Here is a 15934-nt window from a genome sequence, read left to right on the forward strand (position 1 = left end):
CACGAAGGGGTCCACTTATCGGGAGTCATCTCGGGAGTCATCGTCAAGTTTGGCGACGATGCGCACCCCCTGCCAGACCTCGACCGTCCCGCCATTGAAGTGCTGGCGTGCCCTGGCGACAGCCTCGTCGTCGGTCTCGCTTTCCAGCTCCATTTGCTTCCGAATGTGGCCGTCGCTTCCCAACAGATAGGCCCGGTATTCCTGCATCACATTTCCCCGACTGCACCAACAGCGATTGTCACAGACAGGGTTCCGCTCGCGCATTAACATGTGCTGGGGTCGTTGAAGAAACTCGCCTTTCAGGCGTCACTATCTGCAACCTGATAGAGTATAATATATAATTGGCTACTTGAGGGGGAATAACATAGGTTATTGAAAACGGTCTTATCCTTTACTCGACTTATTAGCGGGGAGACTGTTCCTTTGAGTCCACTCGTTCGTAAGCTTGAGCAGTTTGTGCGGCTGTCGTCGGCCGATCGCGCGTACCTCACCCGCGCGGCATCGGAACGGCTGCGCAAGTTCGGTCCCAGGGTCGATATCGTGCGCGAGGGCGAGAGGCCCAAGGACGTGCAATTGGTCGTTGCCGGCTGGGCATGCCGCTACAAGCAGTTGGAGGATGGGCGACGGCAGGTGGTGTCCTTTTTCCTGCCGGGCGATAGCTGCGATCTCAACGTCTTCATCCTGCGCGAGATGGACCATTCGATCGGCTCGATCACGGACTGCACCATCGCCGACCTGTCGCGCGATTTCTTCGAGGAGATCAGCGTCGGATATCCGCGCATCGTGACGGCGCTCTGGTGGGAAAGCCTGGTTGATGCCGCGATCCAGCGCGAATGGACGTTGAACCTGGGTCAGCGCACGGCGCTGGAGCGCATGGCGCATCTTTTGTGCGAGCTCTTCTTCCGCCTACGCCTTGCCGGTCTCACCAACGGCGACGGTTGCGACTTCCCCCTGACGCAGGCCGATCTCGCCGACGCCAGCGGGCTGTCCAAGGTGCATGTCAACCGCACCCTGCAGGAATTGCGTTCGGCGAATCTGATCGTATTGAAAGGCAGGACGCTTGTCGTGCCGGATCTTCGGCGCCTGATGAATGCCGGCCTGTTCAACGCCAACTATCTGCATATGGAGCGCGAAGGCCGTCAGCTCGATGCCACCGAGTGATGCCGCCCGGTCGGTGATCGCTTGACGCTTGGTATTGCGGACGCCTGGAGCGGGAGCGGTGACGCTCTGGCCCGGCAGCCGATCGTCGCGCCGCGACGCGAGGGCGGTTCGCAATCTTCTTGAAATGCCCGTTTCACCTGCTCTGTTTGCGAACATATATCTGTTTGATTTTGCTATATTTTTTGTTCCAACGTAACTCCATCGCGTTCAGGAGGTGGCGATCGTATTGGGCGGGCGATGCCGCGCGGCTGAACGATGTCCGGCTTTGTCCCGACTACGGATCGCCGTCGACTGTTAACCTTTATGGCCTGCGCGACGATGCCGCAGCACTATCGCCGTAGGGCCACACCATATGAATTTCGGAGGACCGAGAGGTGCATTCGGGCGCGGGAGATGCCATAAATGGCCGCAAGTTTTGAATATTGCGGGTTTAAGAAAAAGTTGCGCTGACGCCCAGGTCCGGTTTCTCTCCATCATTTTCCATCAGTCGCAGCGAAGGGCGTCAGCTTTGTCGTTTCCATCCATGTCGTCGTCGGTCCCGGTTGCTGCACTGGTAGGATGGATGCTGCTGCTGACCGCCAAGCACATCGTGGCGGACTTCTTTCTGCAGACTTCCTGGATGGCGATCGGCAAGGATCAGAAGACCGGCTGGGCGCTGCCCTTGTTTGCGCATTGTCTCGTGCACCTCGCGACCTCGCTGCTCGTGATCCTGGTGATCGCGCCGAGATTCTGGTTCGTCGCCTTCATCGATTTCTTCATCCACCTTGCGGTGGATCGCGCCAAGGGAATCACCACCTCGACCTTCGGCGTCACGACCGAGCACCCGTGGTTCTGGTCACTGATCGGCGTCGATCAGGCGCTGCATCACCTGACCGGCTTCGGCCTTGCAATCTTTATGGCCGCGAACTGAGCCCAATTCTCTCCGTCATTCCGGGGCGGGCTCCGCGCGAGAATCCATTACGCCGCACGCGCAGGCCGAGAAATGGATTCCGGGCTCGATGCTTCGCATCGCTCCGGAATGACGTGCGCGTTTCTGATTCGCTCAAAAATCGCAATCACCCCGGACGACTACTGGCACCCGTGGTTAACCCTTCGTTAGAGAATTGCACGGCATCTTCCGGACCAGGGAGAACTGCAATGTTTTCAAGCCGCAACGCCTTCGAGAACGACGTTTGCCCGGTCCGCGAGGAGCTGCTCGGACAGATGTACCGCGCCAATCCTGCCGGCCTCCAGGCCCTCGTCGAAAGCGTCTCGTCCGATGTCCGGGCCATGCTGGCGCTGTTCTGCTATCGCCGCCATCATCTGCATTCGCTGGCAGTGGCGATCGCCGCAAGCTGCAGCGAACGCGAGCTCGCTTATTTCGGCGGCCACGTCGGCAACAACCTTTATAAACTGTCCCGCCAGCCGGCCCGCTCGGCAGCGCCCTCGCATGGCGGCCGCAAGCCGATCACGCTGTCGACCAAGCCGCTCGCGACCTTCGCGCCGATCGTCGACGATCTCGACGAGGAAGAGGTTGCGGAGACTGTGACTGCCTAGGCCCTATACGGGACCACGAACTCTCCCTTATCCCGAGGAGCCGCAAAGCGGCGTCTCGAGGGATGGGCCGCGGGCGAGATCGGGGCCTCATGGTTCTCCCGGCGATGCGCAGCATCGTCCGGACGCGCGAAGACGCGCTCCTCACCATGAGGGACTCCTGCCCCATCCGGGCTACGATTCAACTGCCAACACCGGAAGTCCGTGCCGGCGTCGCGCCATCGCGCATTCGGCATCGCCGGGCATGCAGGTGCGGCAGACCTCGGGCCGTATCGCATAGATCGCGCAGCTCGTGGCCACGCCGATCTTGCCCGACAGCGCCGAGCAGCGGTCGCCGTCGCAGCGCATGCCGGATTGCCTTGCATTGACGTATTCCAGCGGGATCAGGTCGAGCTCCGCGTCGTCCTCGGTGGTGAAGCGGGGCCAGTTCTCCGAGTAGAAGCAGCACGCGCCGCAACCCTGGCAGGGATTCTCGGTCGCATTTTCGATCGCCATCAGATGTCCTTCGGCGCTTCCCAGACCAGGCTGCGGCGCCAGCGCGCCCGCAACAGGTCGCGCCTCTCGGGATATTTCTCGTCATGATAGACCGCGTCGAGCACGCGGTCGGTGCGGAAACTGCGGAAATCCTTCCGCAGCTCGCACCACGCCGCCAGGATGCGCACCGCCTCGTGATAGCCGACCGCGATCGGCCAGATCGTGCGTTCGGTGTCGCGGCCACGTTCATCGCGATAGTTGAGCGTGATCTTCTTGCCGTCGTGGATCTGCGCGCGTGTCCGCACCATGTCGATGCGGTCGGGTTCTCGGTTCCACGCCGAACGCGCGCGGCTTGCGGGTTCGAGCACGAACGGCCGCAACCGCTCCGGCACGGTATCGGCGATCTTGGCCATCAGATCCTGTGCGGCGCGCGCCAGCGCCGGATCGGCGTGGCCCGTGACCCAGCTCGCGCCGAGCACGCAGGCCTCGATCTCGTCGGGTGTCAGCATCAAGGGCGGCAGGTCGAATCCCTTCTCCAGGATATAGCCCATGCCGGCTTCGCCGCGAATCGGCACGCGCTGCTCGATCAGGGTCGCGATGTCGCGATAGATCGTGCGCTTGGATGTCTCGAGCTCGGCGGCGATCGCGTCCGCGGTCAGCGGTTTGCGGGTGCGCCGAAGCACCTGGATGATCTGAAACAGCCGGTCGGCGCGTCTCATAGTCGGTCTCTTTGGCTGGCTAGTTCCGGGCCGTCGATTTTCTCAAGGTCCGCCTCGCCGCTGCTGACAGGATGTTGGCAGCAGGGGGTGGTTATAACGGGACAACATCTCAACTGAAGGGAATTTGTCCATGCTGAATCGTCTTGATACGGGCGGCTTCGATAGCCGTCTTGAAAGGTTCAGGCGAGCCCAAACCTTTGCGTTGGAACAGCTCGTCACGATCCACACCGTCTCCTCCGATCTCCGTTGGGCGCTGATCGAACTGGCCCTGCGTTCGATCGCGGCCCTGTTCACGGCCATCGGAAAGCATCTGGTTTTCCGGGGCCGCCGCCTCGTGAAACGGGTTCGTTTGGCGACCCATTTTACCCCTGCTGACACCATGGTGGCAGCAGGGGGCCGCTAGGCTCGGCATCGTTTTTTGGAAATTGGGAGGCTTCATATGATCATTCTCCATGGCTTCGGTCCGGGGTTCGGCTTGCCGGAAATCAGCCCGTTCGTGACCAAGACCGAGGTCCAATTGAAAATGGCCGGGCTTGCCTATTGCAAGGAGAAGGCGATGCCGCCGAGTTCGCCCAAGGGGCAGTTGCCCTATATCCGTGACGAAGCGGAGACCATCGCCGATTCCACTTTCATCCGCGCGCATATCGAAGGCAAATACGGCTTCGACTTCGATGCGCCCTTGAGCTTGCAGGCGCGCGCGCAGGCCTGGGCCTTCGAACGGATGATCGAGCACCATGTCTATTGGGCTTTGGTCGGCGCACGCTGGGTCGATGAAACCAATTTTGCCAAGGGGCCGGCACATTTCTTCGACGGCGCGCCGGAACACATGCGCGAGAAACTACGTGAGGATGCTCAATTCCGGGTCGCCGAGAATTATCTCCTGTCTGGCCTTGGCCGCCATGCGCCCGACGACGACATCGACCTCGCCATCCGATCGCTGTTCGCACTTTCCGTGCAGCTCGGCGACAAGCCGTATTTGATGGGCGATACGCCGTGCGGCACGGATGCCACCGCGTTCGGGGCGCTTGCGGGAATCCTGACCCCGTTTTTCGATTCGCCGCTACGCGCGCGGACCGAGAAATTCAGCAATCTCACCGACTATGTCGACCGGATGATGGGGCAATATTATCCAGAATTCGCCTGGTCGCCCGTGCGCGAAGCGGCCTGAGATCAGTTCGCCTAAGATGATGTCGCAGGCTGCGGCTGGCGCTTCAATGCAGCCAGCTCCGCTTCGAGCTCCGCGATCCGTGCGTCGCGTGCGGCGAGTGCCGCAGCGACATCGGCGGCATCGAATTTCTGCGGGATGTGCTGCGGACAGTTGGTGTCCCAAGCCGATATCTTGAACAGGATCACCTGCTCGGGACGCGCCCTGTAATCCTTGGGCGTCAGTGATTGTGTCAGCGCCGGGTCGTCGTCGACCACGCGCGCTTCTCCCCAGAGCTTGACGCGTCTGCGATGCGCGTAATCCATCAGGAAAATATACGCCTTCGGATTTTCCGACAAATTGCCTTGGGTGATGTACTGCCGGTTGCCGCTGAAGTCGGCGAACGCGATGGTGCTGGCGTCCAGGACCTTGATGAATCCCTTCGGTCCGCCGCGGTGCTGGATATAGGGCTGGCCGTCGGCAGACGCGGTCGCGAGATAGAAGCTGTTGGTGTTGGCCAGGAAGGCTGCCAGATTCTCGTCGATCTCGGTGCGCCAACCGCGCCGTTCGACCTGGGCATAGGCCTCGCGCGAACCTTTGCGCGCCTGGATCGCCTTCACCGCCGGCGTGAAGGCGACGTCGCTCGGATAGATCTGAGTGTCTGACATTTGAACCTCCCGGCGTGGAGCGCCAAAGCGTCGTTTCACCGGACAAAATGGGATGGTTCCCTCAGTTGAACAATCAAGGCGATTGACACTTCACTGTTGCGGTTTATGCAATAATGCGATGGACCGCATTGATGCTATGCAGGCCTTCGTCGCCGTGGCCGATCTGCAGGGGTTTGCGCCTGCGGCTCGAAAGCTCGGGCTGTCGCCGTCGGCCGTGACCCGGCTGATCGCCGCGCTGGAGGAGCGGCTTGGTGCGCGGCTGTTGCAGCGGACCACGCGGTCCGTGACCCTGACCGATGCGGGCTCGCGCTATCTGGAGCGCGCCCGCCGCATCCTTGCCGATCTCGAAGAGGCCGAGGAGGCCGTCGAGGGCGAGCGCACACGCCCGGCCGGGCGATTGGTGATCTCGGCGCCGGCCGGTTTCGGCCGCCTGCATGTCAGTCCCATGGTGACGGCCTATCTGAAGCGCTATCCCGACGTCGGCGTCGACCTCAGGCTGTCCGACCGCATGATCAATCTGGTGGAGGAGGGCGTCGATCTCGCCGTCAGGATCGGGCATCTGCCGGATTCGACGCTTGTCGCCCGCCATGTCGGCGAGATGCGGCGCATCGTGGTGGCGTCGAAGGCATATCTGAGCGCCCGCGGCGAACCGATGCGGCCCTCGGAGATATCAGCGCATGACACCATTCAGTTCGGCGCCATGTCGGCGGCGCCGGATTGGCGCTTCGTCGAGGAAGGGCAGGAGGTCCGCGTCTCGCCGAGTCCGCGCTTCTCATCGAACAACGCCGATGCCGCGATTCAATACGCCGAAGCCGGCGGCGGGCTGACGCGGGTGCTCGCCTATCAGGCGGCTGCCTCGCTGAAGGCAGGGCGGCTCAGGATCGTGCTGGCGAAATTCGAGCAGCCGCCGCTGCCGATCCACATCGTCTATCCGACCTCGCGCCTGCTCTCGGCCAAGGTGCGCACCTTCGTCGATCTGGTGACTGAGACAGCCGACTGGCGGTTTGGGTAACGGCTCGTGCGCACCCCGCCGTCATGCCCGGGACAAGCCCGGCCATGACGGTGCAAGGCGCAGCATCACCCACTCACCGGAGCGCCATCGCGTTTCGGCATCACCCGGAACGTCCCACTCGCCCGCGCGATGATGACGTCGTCCGCCTTCACCAGGCTCTGCGTGAAGCAGATCGTGCTCCCGGTCTTGATCACGTCGGTCTCGACCGCGAGCCACTGCCCGATCCCCGCGGTGCCAATGAAATCGACCGCAAGCGAGACCGTCACCAGCGAAGATGTCCAGCCCATCACTTGGGCGCAGCTATAGCCCATCGCGTTGTCGGCGAGTGCAGCGATCAATCCACCATGGATCAGACCGCGCGAGTTGGTGTGCGCCCTTGCGAGCCTGAGCCCCATGATCACTGCCCTGTCGGTGCGCTTCGAATAAAGCGGCTCCCAGGGATCGGTGAGCGGGCTCTTGCGGAAGTGAGGCTCAAAGCCTTCCGGAATGTCGGCAATGACGGAAGTATCGGTGCTCATGGTCGGCCCGTATGTCTGATGATCTCGGCGCCATTGAACGCGATGTCGATGACAGTTTCACCGCATACAAAGTTTTAAACGGCATCTGCGCGGATGTTTGAAATGCTCCGTCGTCATTGCGAGCGAAGCGAAGCAATCCATTTCTCCCCGCGTGGGCGCATGGATTGCTTCGTCGCTACGCTCCTCGCAATGACGGCGTAGCCTGTCGGGTGGGCAAAGCGAAGCATGCCCACCATCGCGAGCGGAGTGCTGATGGTGCGCACGCTACGCTTTGCCCACCCTACGATTCTACAACGGCAGGCCGACGTAATTCTCCGACAGCGACGTCGATGCCGCCTTGGAGCTGACGAGATAGTCCAGCTCGGCGAGCTGGATACGTGCACCGAATTCGCCCTGATCGGGGAATTTGTGCAGCATCGAGGTCATCCACCAGGAGAAGCGCACCGCTTTCCAGACCCGCGCCAGCGCTCTGGCGGAATAGCCATCGATGCCAGCGGAAGATCTCTCGTCGTAATATTCACGTAAGCCTTGCGACAGGTAGTGCACGTCGCTGGCGGCGAGGTTCAGTCCCTTGGCGCCGGTCGGCGGCACGATATGCGAGGCGTCGCCGGCCAGGAACATCCGGCCGAAGCGCATCGGCTCGGCGACGAAGCTGCGCAGCGGCGCGATGCTCTTTTCGATCGAGGGGCCGGTGACGAGTTCGTCCGCCGCCTTCTGGTCGAGCCGCCGCTTCAGCTCGTCCCAGAACCGCTCGTCGGACCATTGGTCGATACGGTCGTCGAGCGGACACTGCACGTAATAGCGGCTGCGGTGCATCGAGCGCATCGTGCACAGCGCAAAGCCGCGGTCATGGTTGTTGTAGATCAGCTCATGCGAAACCGGAGGGGTCTCCGAGAGGATGCCGAGCCAGCCGAACGGATACACCCGCTCATACGTCTTGATGGCGGAAGCCGGCACGCTGGCGCGGCTGACGCCGTGGAAACCGTCGCAGCCTGCGATGAAGTCGCAGATGATCTCGCCTGCTTTGCCATTCTTCACGTAAGAGACGCGCGGATGGTCGGTGTCGAAATCATGCGGCTGGACATCGGCGGCCTGATAGATGGTGGTGAGCCCGGCCTTCTGCCGCGCGTTCATGAGGTCGAGCGTCACCTCGGTCTGTCCGTAGATCATGACCGTCTTGCCCGTCGCCGCGTGCATGTCGATGCGATGCCGGTCGCCGCCGAAGGCGAGTTCCAATCCGTGATGAATCAGCCCCTCGCGATGGGCGCGCTCGCCTGCGCCGACTTGGTCGAGCAGGCCGACCGTGCCCTCTTCCAGCAAGCCGGCGCGGATCCGTCCCAGCACATAGTCCGGCGTCTGCCGTTCCAGGATCACATTGTCGATGCCATGGGCGTGAAGTAGTTGCCCAAGCAACAATCCTGCCGGACCTGCGCCTATAATTGCTACCTTTGACCGCAATTTTTGCTCCTCCCGATACCGTAGGCCACAGCTTATACCCGCTGGCCGGCCGCTGTCGTCAGCTTGCAATGGTGATTATATCATATAACAATAATCGCAAAGGGCCACCAAAGGCCCGCAAAGAGGGAGAGGATGCCGATGAGGAAGACGGTTCTGGCGTTGCTGCTGGCCGCCAGCGTGACGCCTGCGTTCGGGCAGGAGAAGACGTTCGACCTGAAGATCTCGCATTGGGTGCCGGCCTCCCATCCGCTGCAAAAGTCGCTGGAGGACTGGGCCGCGGCGGTGGAAAAGGATTCCGGCGGCACCATCAAGGGCAAGGTGTTCCCGGCTCAGCAGCTCGGCAAGGCTTTCGACCATTACGACATGGCGCGCGACGGCATCGCCGATGTCACCTATGTCAATCCGGGCTACCAGCCCGGCCGCTTCCCGATCGTCGGCGCCGGCGAATTGCCGTTCCTGATCTCGGACGCCAAGGGCGGCTCGATGGGACTGGATGCCTGGTACCGCAAATATGCCGAGAAGGAGATGAAGGACGTCAAATATTGTCTGGCCTTCGTCCATTCGCCGTCTTCGTTCCATTCGCGCACCAAGAAGATCGTCGTGCCCGAGGATGTCAAAGGCCTGAAGATCCGCCCAGCCCATGCCACCATGGCCAATTTCGTCACCTCGCTCGGTGGCACCAATGTGCAGTCCTCAGCGCCTGAAGTGCGCGACATCATCGAGCGCGGCGTTGCCGACGGCGTCACCTTTCCCTGGGGCTCGCTGGTGCTGTTCGGCATCGACAAGGTGACGAAGTACGACATGGAGGCGCCGCTCTATGTCACGACCTTCGTGTTCGTCATCAACAAGGACAAGTACAACGCGATGTCCGACCGCCAGAAGGCCGCCATCGACAAGAATTGCTCGACCGAGATGGCGGGCATCGTCGGCGAGCACTGGGGTAAGTTCGAGGACGCCGGCATCGACAAGGTGAAGGCCGAGTCCGGCCACGAGGTCTACAAGCTGACGCCGGAACAGACCGCGCTGTGGAAGAAGGCGGCCGAGCCACTGGTCAAGACCTGGGCCGACGGCGTCAAGAAGGCCGGCGTCGATGCGGACGCTGCGATGGCCGACCTGAAGGCGTCACTCGCGAAGTACAATGCGCTCGCGCAGTAGTGCCTCATGAATCCGATGAGATCGGATTGTGCTGGTGCTGCATCGGCGGTGCCCCACCTCTCCCCTGGGAGAGGTCGGATTGCATCGCAGATGCGATCCGGGTGAGGGGTTCCGCTCCCTCGTGGGACCTGATCCCCCTCACCCGGCGCTTCGCGCCGACCTCTCCCCGATGGGGAGAGGTGAACCATGCTGCGAGACGGCCTCGATCAAGTGATCGTACGCAATAGGACACCGAGCACATGAAACGCGCTTACATGGACCGTTTCATCGACACGATCGAATGGATCGCGGCCGGATTTGTCGGCATCGTCGCCGCCAATATCTTCCTTGCGGTGCTCCTGCGAAACACGCTGAACTACGCGATTCCCGATTCCTTCGACATCGGGCGGATGCTGCTCGGCATCCTCATTTTCTGGGGCATCGCCGCGACGTCCTATCGCGGCACCCACATCACCGTCGACCTGGTCTGGGCCAATGTCGGGCCGAGATACCAACGTGTCATCGACGTGTTCGCGACGCTGGTGCTGCTGTTCGTGGTCTCCGTGCAGACCTGGACGTTGTTCGACAAGGTGCGCGGCACCTACAACGACAATGTCCTGACCTTCGACCTGCACATGCCGACTTGGCCGTTCTTTGCGCTCGCCTGGATCGGCGACGTCTCCGCCGTGCTTTTGATCGCGATCCGCACTTATCGGCTGATCTTCCACCCCGAGGAGATGCACGATCCCAAGATCAAGGCGACGGAGTAAGCGCCGATGAGTACCGACGCCGTCGCCATCATCGGCTTTGTCGCGCTGTTCGCGCTGATGTTGCTCCGCGTGCCCGTGGGCATGGCGATGGGCCTCGTCGGTGTCTGCGGTTTCAGCTATCTGGTCGGCGCCACGCCGGCGCTGAAACTGGTCGGCCAGACCTCGATGCGCACGGTGACCGACTACACTTTCGGCGTGATCCCGATGTTCCTCCTGATGGGGACCTTCGTCAGCAATTCCGGCATGAGCCGCGAATTGTTCCGAGCCGCCAATGGCTTTGTCGGCCATCTTCGCGGCGGGCTCGGCATCGCCACCGTCGCCGCTTGCGGCGGCTTCGCCGCGATCTGCGGCTCCTCGGTCGCGACCGCCGCGACGTTCTCGGCCGTGGCCTATCCGGAGATGCGCCGCTTCGGCTATCCGCAATCCTTTGCCACCGGCGTGATCGCGGCGGGCGGCACGCTGGGCGCGATGCTGCCGCCGTCGACCGTGCTCGCGGTCTACGGCATCATCACCGAGCAGGACATCGGGAAACTCTTCATCGCCGGCATTATCCCGGGCCTGCTCGCGATGACCATGTATATGATCACCATCGCGCTGATCGGCCATGTCAGGCCCGGCTTCCTGCCGACGGGGAAGCGGATTTCCTGGCGCGAGCGCTTTGCCGGCCTGCGCGACATCTGGGCGCCGGTGCTGCTCTTCATCTTTGTCATCGGCGGCCTCTACGGCCTGCCATTCCTGCCGCGCTTCACGCCGACGGAGGCCGGCGGCGTCGGCGCCACCGGCGCATTCCTGATCGGCATTCTCACCGGACGGTTGGACAAGGAGAAGATCCTTAATTCGTTGCTGCAGGCGACGCGCACGGCGGCCGCGGTGTTCACCGTGCTGATCGGCGCGCTGATCTTCGGCTATTTCCTGACGGTGACGCAGACCCCGCAAAAGGTCACCGAATTCCTCACCGGCCTCGGGCTCGGCAGCTACGGCATCCTCGCCGTCATCATGGTGATGTATCTCGTGCTCGGCTGCCTGATGGACGCCATGGCGATGATCATCCTGACCGTGCCGATCATCTTCCCGGTCATCATGCATCTCGGCTTCGATCCGATCTGGTTCGGCGTCATCATCGTGATGACGGTCGAGCTCGGCCTGATCCACCCGCCTGTCGGCATGAACGTGTTCGTGATCAAGAGCGTGGTGAAGGACGTGTCTTTTTCCACGATCTTCAAGGGCGTGATCCCCTTCGTCGTCACCGACCTGATCCGCCTCGTGATCCTGATCGCCTTCCCGCTGCTCGCGACGTGGTTGCCGCAGCGGATGATGGCGAATTAGCGATCTCTCCATTCGTCATGGCCGGGCTTGTCCCGGCCATCCACGTTCTTCGTTGCCGCCAAGACGTGGATGCCCGGGACATCTGCGCGAAGACGCGCTTCGCGCTTTTGCCCGGGCATGACGGAGAATGTGGCGCTGGCGATCAACAGCGCATCACTCTCCCTCGTCGCTCGCGAGCACACCCTTCACCGCCCTCGCCCAACCCGCCAGCTTCCGCTCCCGCGTCGCCTGGCTCATCGCCGGCTTGAAGCGGTGTTCGAGCCGCCAATTGTCGGCGAATTTGGTCGGCTCGGGATAGACGCCCGCCTGCAGGCCGGCGAGATAGGCGGCGCCCAGCGCCGTGGTCTCCTGGATCATCGGCCGATCGACCGGGGCGTCGAGCAGATCGGCCAATCGCTGCATGGTCCAGTCGGAAGCGGTCATGCCGCCGTCGACGCGGAGCACGATGTTGGCCGCGGTTGCGTCAGGCCAGTCGGCGCGCATCGCGGCCCAGAGGTCGTAGGTCTGGTAGCAGACGCTTTCCAGCGCGGCATGCGCGAGCTCGGCTGGCCCGGTGTTGCGGGTGAGGCCGAACAGCGCGCCGCGCACGCGTGGATTCCAGTAGGGCGCGCCCATGCCGACAAAGGCCGGCACCAGATAGACGCTCTGCATCGAGTCGGATTTGTCGGCGAGCGGCCCGGTCTCGGCGGCCTGCTTGATGATACCGAGCCCGTCGCGCAGCCATTGCACTGCGCTTCCGGCGACGAAGATCGAGCCTTCCAGCGCGTAGGTGCGTTTGCCGCCGAGCTGGTAGGCGATCGTGGTCAGCAGCTTGTTCTTCGACTTCACCGGCGTGGTGCCGGTGTTGAGCAGTGCAAAGCAGCCGGTGCCATAGGTCGACTTGATCATGCCGGGCTCGAAACAGGCCTGCCCGATGGTCGCAGCTTGCTGGTCGCCGGCGATGCCTGCGATGGCGATGCTGCCGCCGAACAGGTCGGGCACGCTGTCGCCGAATTTCGCCGACGAGTCCTTCACCTCTGGCAGCATCGAGCGGGGCACGCCGAGGATTTTCAAGAGCTCGTCGTCCCATTCGCCGGTGTGGATGTTGAACAGCAGGGTGCGCGAGGCGTTGGTGGCGTCGGTCGCGTGCACCTTGCCGCCGGTGAGCCGCCAGAGCAGATAGCAATCGACGGTGCCGAACAGCAGTTCGCCGCGCTCGGCGCGCTCTCGCGCGCCGGGCACGCCGTCGAGGATCCAGGCGACTTTTGTCCCCGAGAAATAAGGGTCGATGATCAATCCGGTCTTGGCCGAGATCACGGGCTCATGGCCATCTGCTTTCAATCGGGCGCAGAAATCCGCGGTGCGACGGTCCTGCCAGACGATGGCGCGGTGCACGGCCTGGCCTGTCGCGCGGTCCCACACGACAGTGGTCTCGCGCTGGTTGGTGATGCCGATCGCGGCGATGTCCTTCGCTGTTAGACCGGCCTTCTCCAGCGCATTGCGGCAGGTGGCGATGGTCGAGGTCCAGATGTCCTCCGGCTCATGCTCGACCCAGCCGGAGGCCGGGAAATGCTGCGGGAACTCCTGCTGCGCCACTGCCGCGATGGAAATATCGCTGCGGAACACAATGGCGCGCGAGGACGTGGTGCCCTGATCGATGGCCAGCACAAAGGACATGGCGCTCCTTCCCGGAGGTGATGGTTTGCGCCAAGGGAGCGGATTGGCGCGGGAAGGTCAATATCTCAGCTCGGGCCGGCTGCTTAACCTCGCCCCGCTCTTGCGGGGAGAGGTCGGCGCGCCAGCGCCGGGTGAGGGGACGCGCCGCATTCACGGTGTTCGGAGTGCGTGGAGGCAGCCCCTCACCCCAGCCCTCTCCCCGCAAGAGCGGGGCGAGGGAGATTGACTACACCGCTGCCGTGGTGACGCCGCCGTCGATGACAATGGTCTGGCCGGTCATGAAGGTGGAGGCGTCGGAGGCGAGGTAGGCGACCGCGCCGGCGATCTCGTCGGGTTCGCCGATGCGACGGAGCGGGGTGGTGGCGGTGCGCCGTTTCAAAAGCTCCGCGTCTTCCCAGAGCGCGCGGGCGAAATCGGTCTTGACCAGCCCCGGCGCGACGCAATTGACGCGCACGCCTTTCGGTCCCCATTCGCCGGCCAGGCTGCGGCAGAGCGCGAAGTCGGCCGCCTTCGAGATGCCGTAGGCGCCGATCACGGTCGAGCCGCGCAATCCGCCGATGGACGAGATGATTACGACCGAGCCAGTGCCGCGTTCGGCCATCTGCGGGATTGCCAGCGCGCAGAGCCAGATGTTGCTCTTGACGTTGGAGCCCATGATCTTGTCGAACGCCTCGTCTTTGATGTCGAGCAGCGGGCCGTAATACGGGTTCACCGCGGCGTTGCAGACCAGGATGTCGATCTTGCCGTAATGTTTGGTTGCGCCGGAGATCAGCGCCTCCACCTCCTCGCGGCGCGAGATGTTGCAGGGGATCACATGCGCATCGCCGCCGGCCGCATTGATGCCGTCAGCCACTTCCTGGCAGGCGTCCGCCTTGCGCGAGGAGATCACCACCTTGGCGCCGAGCTTTGCCAGCAGTTCGGCGGAAGAACGGCCGATGCCGCGGCTCGACCCGGTGATGACGGCGACTTTTCCGGTGAGATCGAATGGGGTGTTCTTCATTGTTATGTTATTCCCTCTTCTGTTTTGTTCGCATTTTCCCACACCGTCATGGCCGGGCTTGACCCGGCCATCCACGCTGTTCCTTCGCCGCCAAGACGTCGTGCCCGGGACAAGCCCGGGCATGACGACCATTATGCGGCTTACGGGCTCGCAATGGCGAGCAGCTAAATCAACCCGCCCGCGTCTGCGACGCGGCGCAGGTGATACTCGGTGTCGCCAAAGGTGTTCTCGATCATGGTCAGGCGCTTGAAGTAGTGGCCGATCTTGGCCTCCATCGTCATGCCGATGCCGCCATGGAGCTGGATCGACTGCTGGCCGACGAACTTCAGCGACTTGCCGATCTGCACCTTGGCCGCCGCGATTGCGCTCGCGCGCTCCTTGGCATCCTCGAAGTCGCCAGCCATGGTCGCGAACATCGACATCGAGCGGGCCTGCTCGGCCGCGACGAACATGTCGGAGGCGCGGTGCTGCAGGCTCTGGAACGAACCGATCGCGACGCCGAACTGCTTGCGCGTCTTGATGTACTCGACGGTCTCCTTGAGCGATTCATCCATCGCGCCGACCGCCTCTGCGCACAGCGCGACGCGGGCTTCGTCGACCACGCGCTCGATCAGATCAAGCGCATCCTCGGGATTGCCGATCGCGGCATCGCTGCCGACTTCGACGCCGGTGAAGCTGATGTCGGCGGCGTGCAGGCCGTCCTGGGTCGGATAGCCCTTCTTGCTGATGCCCTTGGCATCGGCGGGCACCAGGAACACGCCGATGCCGCTTCTGTCGCGCCGCTCGCCCTTGGTGCGCGCGGTCACGATCAGCGTGTCGGCGTTCTCGCCATTGAGGACGACGAACTTCTCGCCGTCGATCACCCAGCCGGCGCCCTTCTTCTTCGCCGTCGTGGTGACGTCGAACAGGTCATAACGCGAGTTCTTCTCGAGCTGCGCGAACGCGAGCGTCTTGCTGCCGTCGATGATGCCGGGAATGTGCGCGGCCTTCTGCTCGGCCGAGCCGCCATGGCGCAGGAAGCCGCCGCCGATCACCACGGTCGCCAGATAAGGCTCGAGCACGAGCGCTTTGCCGAGCGCTTCCATCACGATCATGGTCTCGACGCCGCCGGCGCCGAACCCGCCGTCGGCCTCAGTGAAGGGCAGGCCGAGCAGGCCCTGCTCGGCGAGCTTGCTCCAGACGGCTTTGCTCCAGCCGCCCTTCTCCTTCATGTATTTCTTGCGCTGCTCGAAATCGTAGGAATCCGTCAGCAGGCCGTCGATGCTTTCCTTGAGAAGCCGCTGCTCCTCGGACAAATCAAAATCCATGTTCTTGCTCTCTCAGGATTATCGGAAATTCTCCGTCATGCTCGGGCTTGTCCC

Annotated in this window: 18 protein-coding genes; 9 read left to right on the plus strand and 9 right to left on the minus strand. The window is 62.9% G+C overall.

Annotated elements, in window-relative coordinates:
- Positions 1-15: 15 nt before the first annotated feature.
- Positions 16-207, minus strand: coding sequence for a hypothetical protein (locus AC5ZGW_RS22145; RefSeq protein WP_130226634.1), 192 nt, complete (start codon positions 205-207; stop codon positions 16-18).
- A gap of 216 nt (positions 208-423) precedes the next feature.
- On the opposite strand from AC5ZGW_RS22145, the gene AC5ZGW_RS22150 reads away from it, so the two are divergent.
- The 3 genes from AC5ZGW_RS22150 to AC5ZGW_RS22160 all read left to right on the plus strand — a co-directional run bounded on the left by AC5ZGW_RS22150 (position 424) and on the right by AC5ZGW_RS22160 (position 2697).
- Positions 424-1161, plus strand: a complete 738-nt coding sequence (locus tag AC5ZGW_RS22150; RefSeq protein WP_028166773.1) for a Crp/Fnr family transcriptional regulator — start codon at positions 424-426, stop codon at positions 1159-1161.
- 562 nt (positions 1162-1723) lie between these two features.
- On the plus strand, positions 1724-2071 hold the full coding sequence (locus AC5ZGW_RS22155; protein ID WP_051397039.1) for a DUF3307 domain-containing protein: 348 nt from the start codon (positions 1724-1726) through the stop codon (positions 2069-2071).
- A gap of 227 nt (positions 2072-2298) precedes the next feature.
- On the plus strand, positions 2299-2697 hold the full coding sequence (locus tag AC5ZGW_RS22160; protein ID WP_130226632.1) for a hypothetical protein: 399 nt from the start codon (positions 2299-2301) through the stop codon (positions 2695-2697).
- Positions 2698-2868: 171 nt separating this feature from the next.
- On the opposite strand, the gene AC5ZGW_RS22165 is transcribed toward AC5ZGW_RS22160, so the two are convergent.
- On the minus strand, positions 2869-3189 hold the full coding sequence (locus tag AC5ZGW_RS22165) for a YkgJ family cysteine cluster protein (protein ID WP_130226631.1): 321 nt from the start codon (positions 3187-3189) through the stop codon (positions 2869-2871).
- Positions 3189-3887, minus strand: a complete 699-nt coding sequence (locus AC5ZGW_RS22170; RefSeq protein ID WP_130226630.1) for a helix-turn-helix transcriptional regulator — start codon at positions 3885-3887, stop codon at positions 3189-3191. Before AC5ZGW_RS22170 ends, AC5ZGW_RS22165 begins: the two co-directional genes overlap by 1 nt.
- Before the next feature lie 130 nt (positions 3888-4017).
- On the opposite strand from AC5ZGW_RS22170, the gene AC5ZGW_RS22175 reads away from it, so the two are divergent.
- Both AC5ZGW_RS22175 and AC5ZGW_RS22180 read left to right on the plus strand, forming a co-directional pair.
- Positions 4018-4290, plus strand: coding sequence for a hypothetical protein (locus AC5ZGW_RS22175; protein WP_035691433.1), 273 nt, complete (start codon positions 4018-4020; stop codon positions 4288-4290).
- 36 nt (positions 4291-4326) lie between these two features.
- Positions 4327-5055, plus strand: coding sequence for a glutathione S-transferase family protein (locus tag AC5ZGW_RS22180; protein WP_028166768.1), 729 nt, complete (start codon positions 4327-4329; stop codon positions 5053-5055).
- A gap of 11 nt (positions 5056-5066) precedes the next feature.
- Here the strand turns inward: AC5ZGW_RS22180 and AC5ZGW_RS22185 are convergent, their stop codons facing one another.
- Positions 5067-5699, minus strand: coding sequence for a pyridoxamine 5'-phosphate oxidase family protein (locus AC5ZGW_RS22185; protein WP_130226629.1), 633 nt, complete (start codon positions 5697-5699; stop codon positions 5067-5069).
- Positions 5700-5817: 118 nt separating this feature from the next.
- Between AC5ZGW_RS22185 and AC5ZGW_RS22190 the strand changes: the two genes are divergently transcribed.
- Entirely contained in the window at positions 5818-6711 is an 894-nt protein-coding gene (locus AC5ZGW_RS22190; protein ID WP_130226628.1) for a LysR family transcriptional regulator, read from the plus strand.
- A gap of 65 nt (positions 6712-6776) precedes the next feature.
- Here AC5ZGW_RS22190 and AC5ZGW_RS22195 read toward each other — a convergent pair whose 3' ends face one another.
- Complete coding sequence (locus AC5ZGW_RS22195; protein WP_130226627.1) at positions 6777-7229, minus strand: PaaI family thioesterase; 453 nt, start codon at positions 7227-7229, stop codon at positions 6777-6779.
- A gap of 288 nt (positions 7230-7517) precedes the next feature.
- Positions 7518-8687, minus strand: coding sequence for a 4-hydroxybenzoate 3-monooxygenase (gene pobA / locus AC5ZGW_RS22200; protein WP_130226626.1), 1170 nt, complete (start codon positions 8685-8687; stop codon positions 7518-7520).
- Positions 8688-8825: 138 nt separating this feature from the next.
- On the opposite strand from pobA, the gene AC5ZGW_RS22205 reads away from it, so the two are divergent.
- The 3 genes from AC5ZGW_RS22205 (at position 8826) to AC5ZGW_RS22215 (ending at position 11917) form a co-directional block, all read left to right on the plus strand.
- Complete coding sequence (locus AC5ZGW_RS22205) at positions 8826-9842, plus strand: TRAP transporter substrate-binding protein (RefSeq protein WP_130226625.1); 1017 nt, start codon at positions 8826-8828, stop codon at positions 9840-9842.
- 239 nt (positions 9843-10081) lie between these two features.
- A complete protein-coding gene (locus AC5ZGW_RS22210; protein WP_130226624.1) occupies positions 10082-10591 on the plus strand; it encodes a TRAP transporter small permease in 510 nt (169 codons plus the stop codon).
- Positions 10592-10597: 6 nt separating this feature from the next.
- The gene (locus AC5ZGW_RS22215; protein WP_130226623.1) at positions 10598-11917 is read left to right on the plus strand and encodes a TRAP transporter large permease; all 1320 of its coding nucleotides are present in this window, start codon (positions 10598-10600) and stop codon (positions 11915-11917) included.
- A 153-nt stretch (positions 11918-12070) separates the two neighbouring features.
- Here the strand turns inward: AC5ZGW_RS22215 and glpK are convergent, their stop codons facing one another.
- The 3 genes from glpK to pimD all read right to left on the minus strand — a co-directional run bounded on the left by glpK (position 12071) and on the right by pimD (position 15880).
- On the minus strand, positions 12071-13573 hold the full coding sequence (gene glpK / locus AC5ZGW_RS22220; protein WP_130226621.1) for a glycerol kinase GlpK: 1503 nt from the start codon (positions 13571-13573) through the stop codon (positions 12071-12073).
- Between the two features lie 226 nt (positions 13574-13799).
- Positions 13800-14573, minus strand: coding sequence for an SDR family NAD(P)-dependent oxidoreductase (locus AC5ZGW_RS22225; protein ID WP_130226620.1), 774 nt, complete (start codon positions 14571-14573; stop codon positions 13800-13802).
- A 164-nt stretch (positions 14574-14737) separates the two neighbouring features.
- Positions 14738-15880 (minus strand): pimeloyl-CoA dehydrogenase small subunit, encoded by a 1143-nt coding sequence (gene pimD / locus AC5ZGW_RS22230; protein ID WP_130226619.1) that lies wholly within the window; start codon positions 15878-15880, stop codon positions 14738-14740.
- Positions 15881-15934 lie beyond the last annotated feature (54 nt).

The sequence above is a fragment of the Bradyrhizobium sp. Crot121 genome (assembly GCF_059512385.1).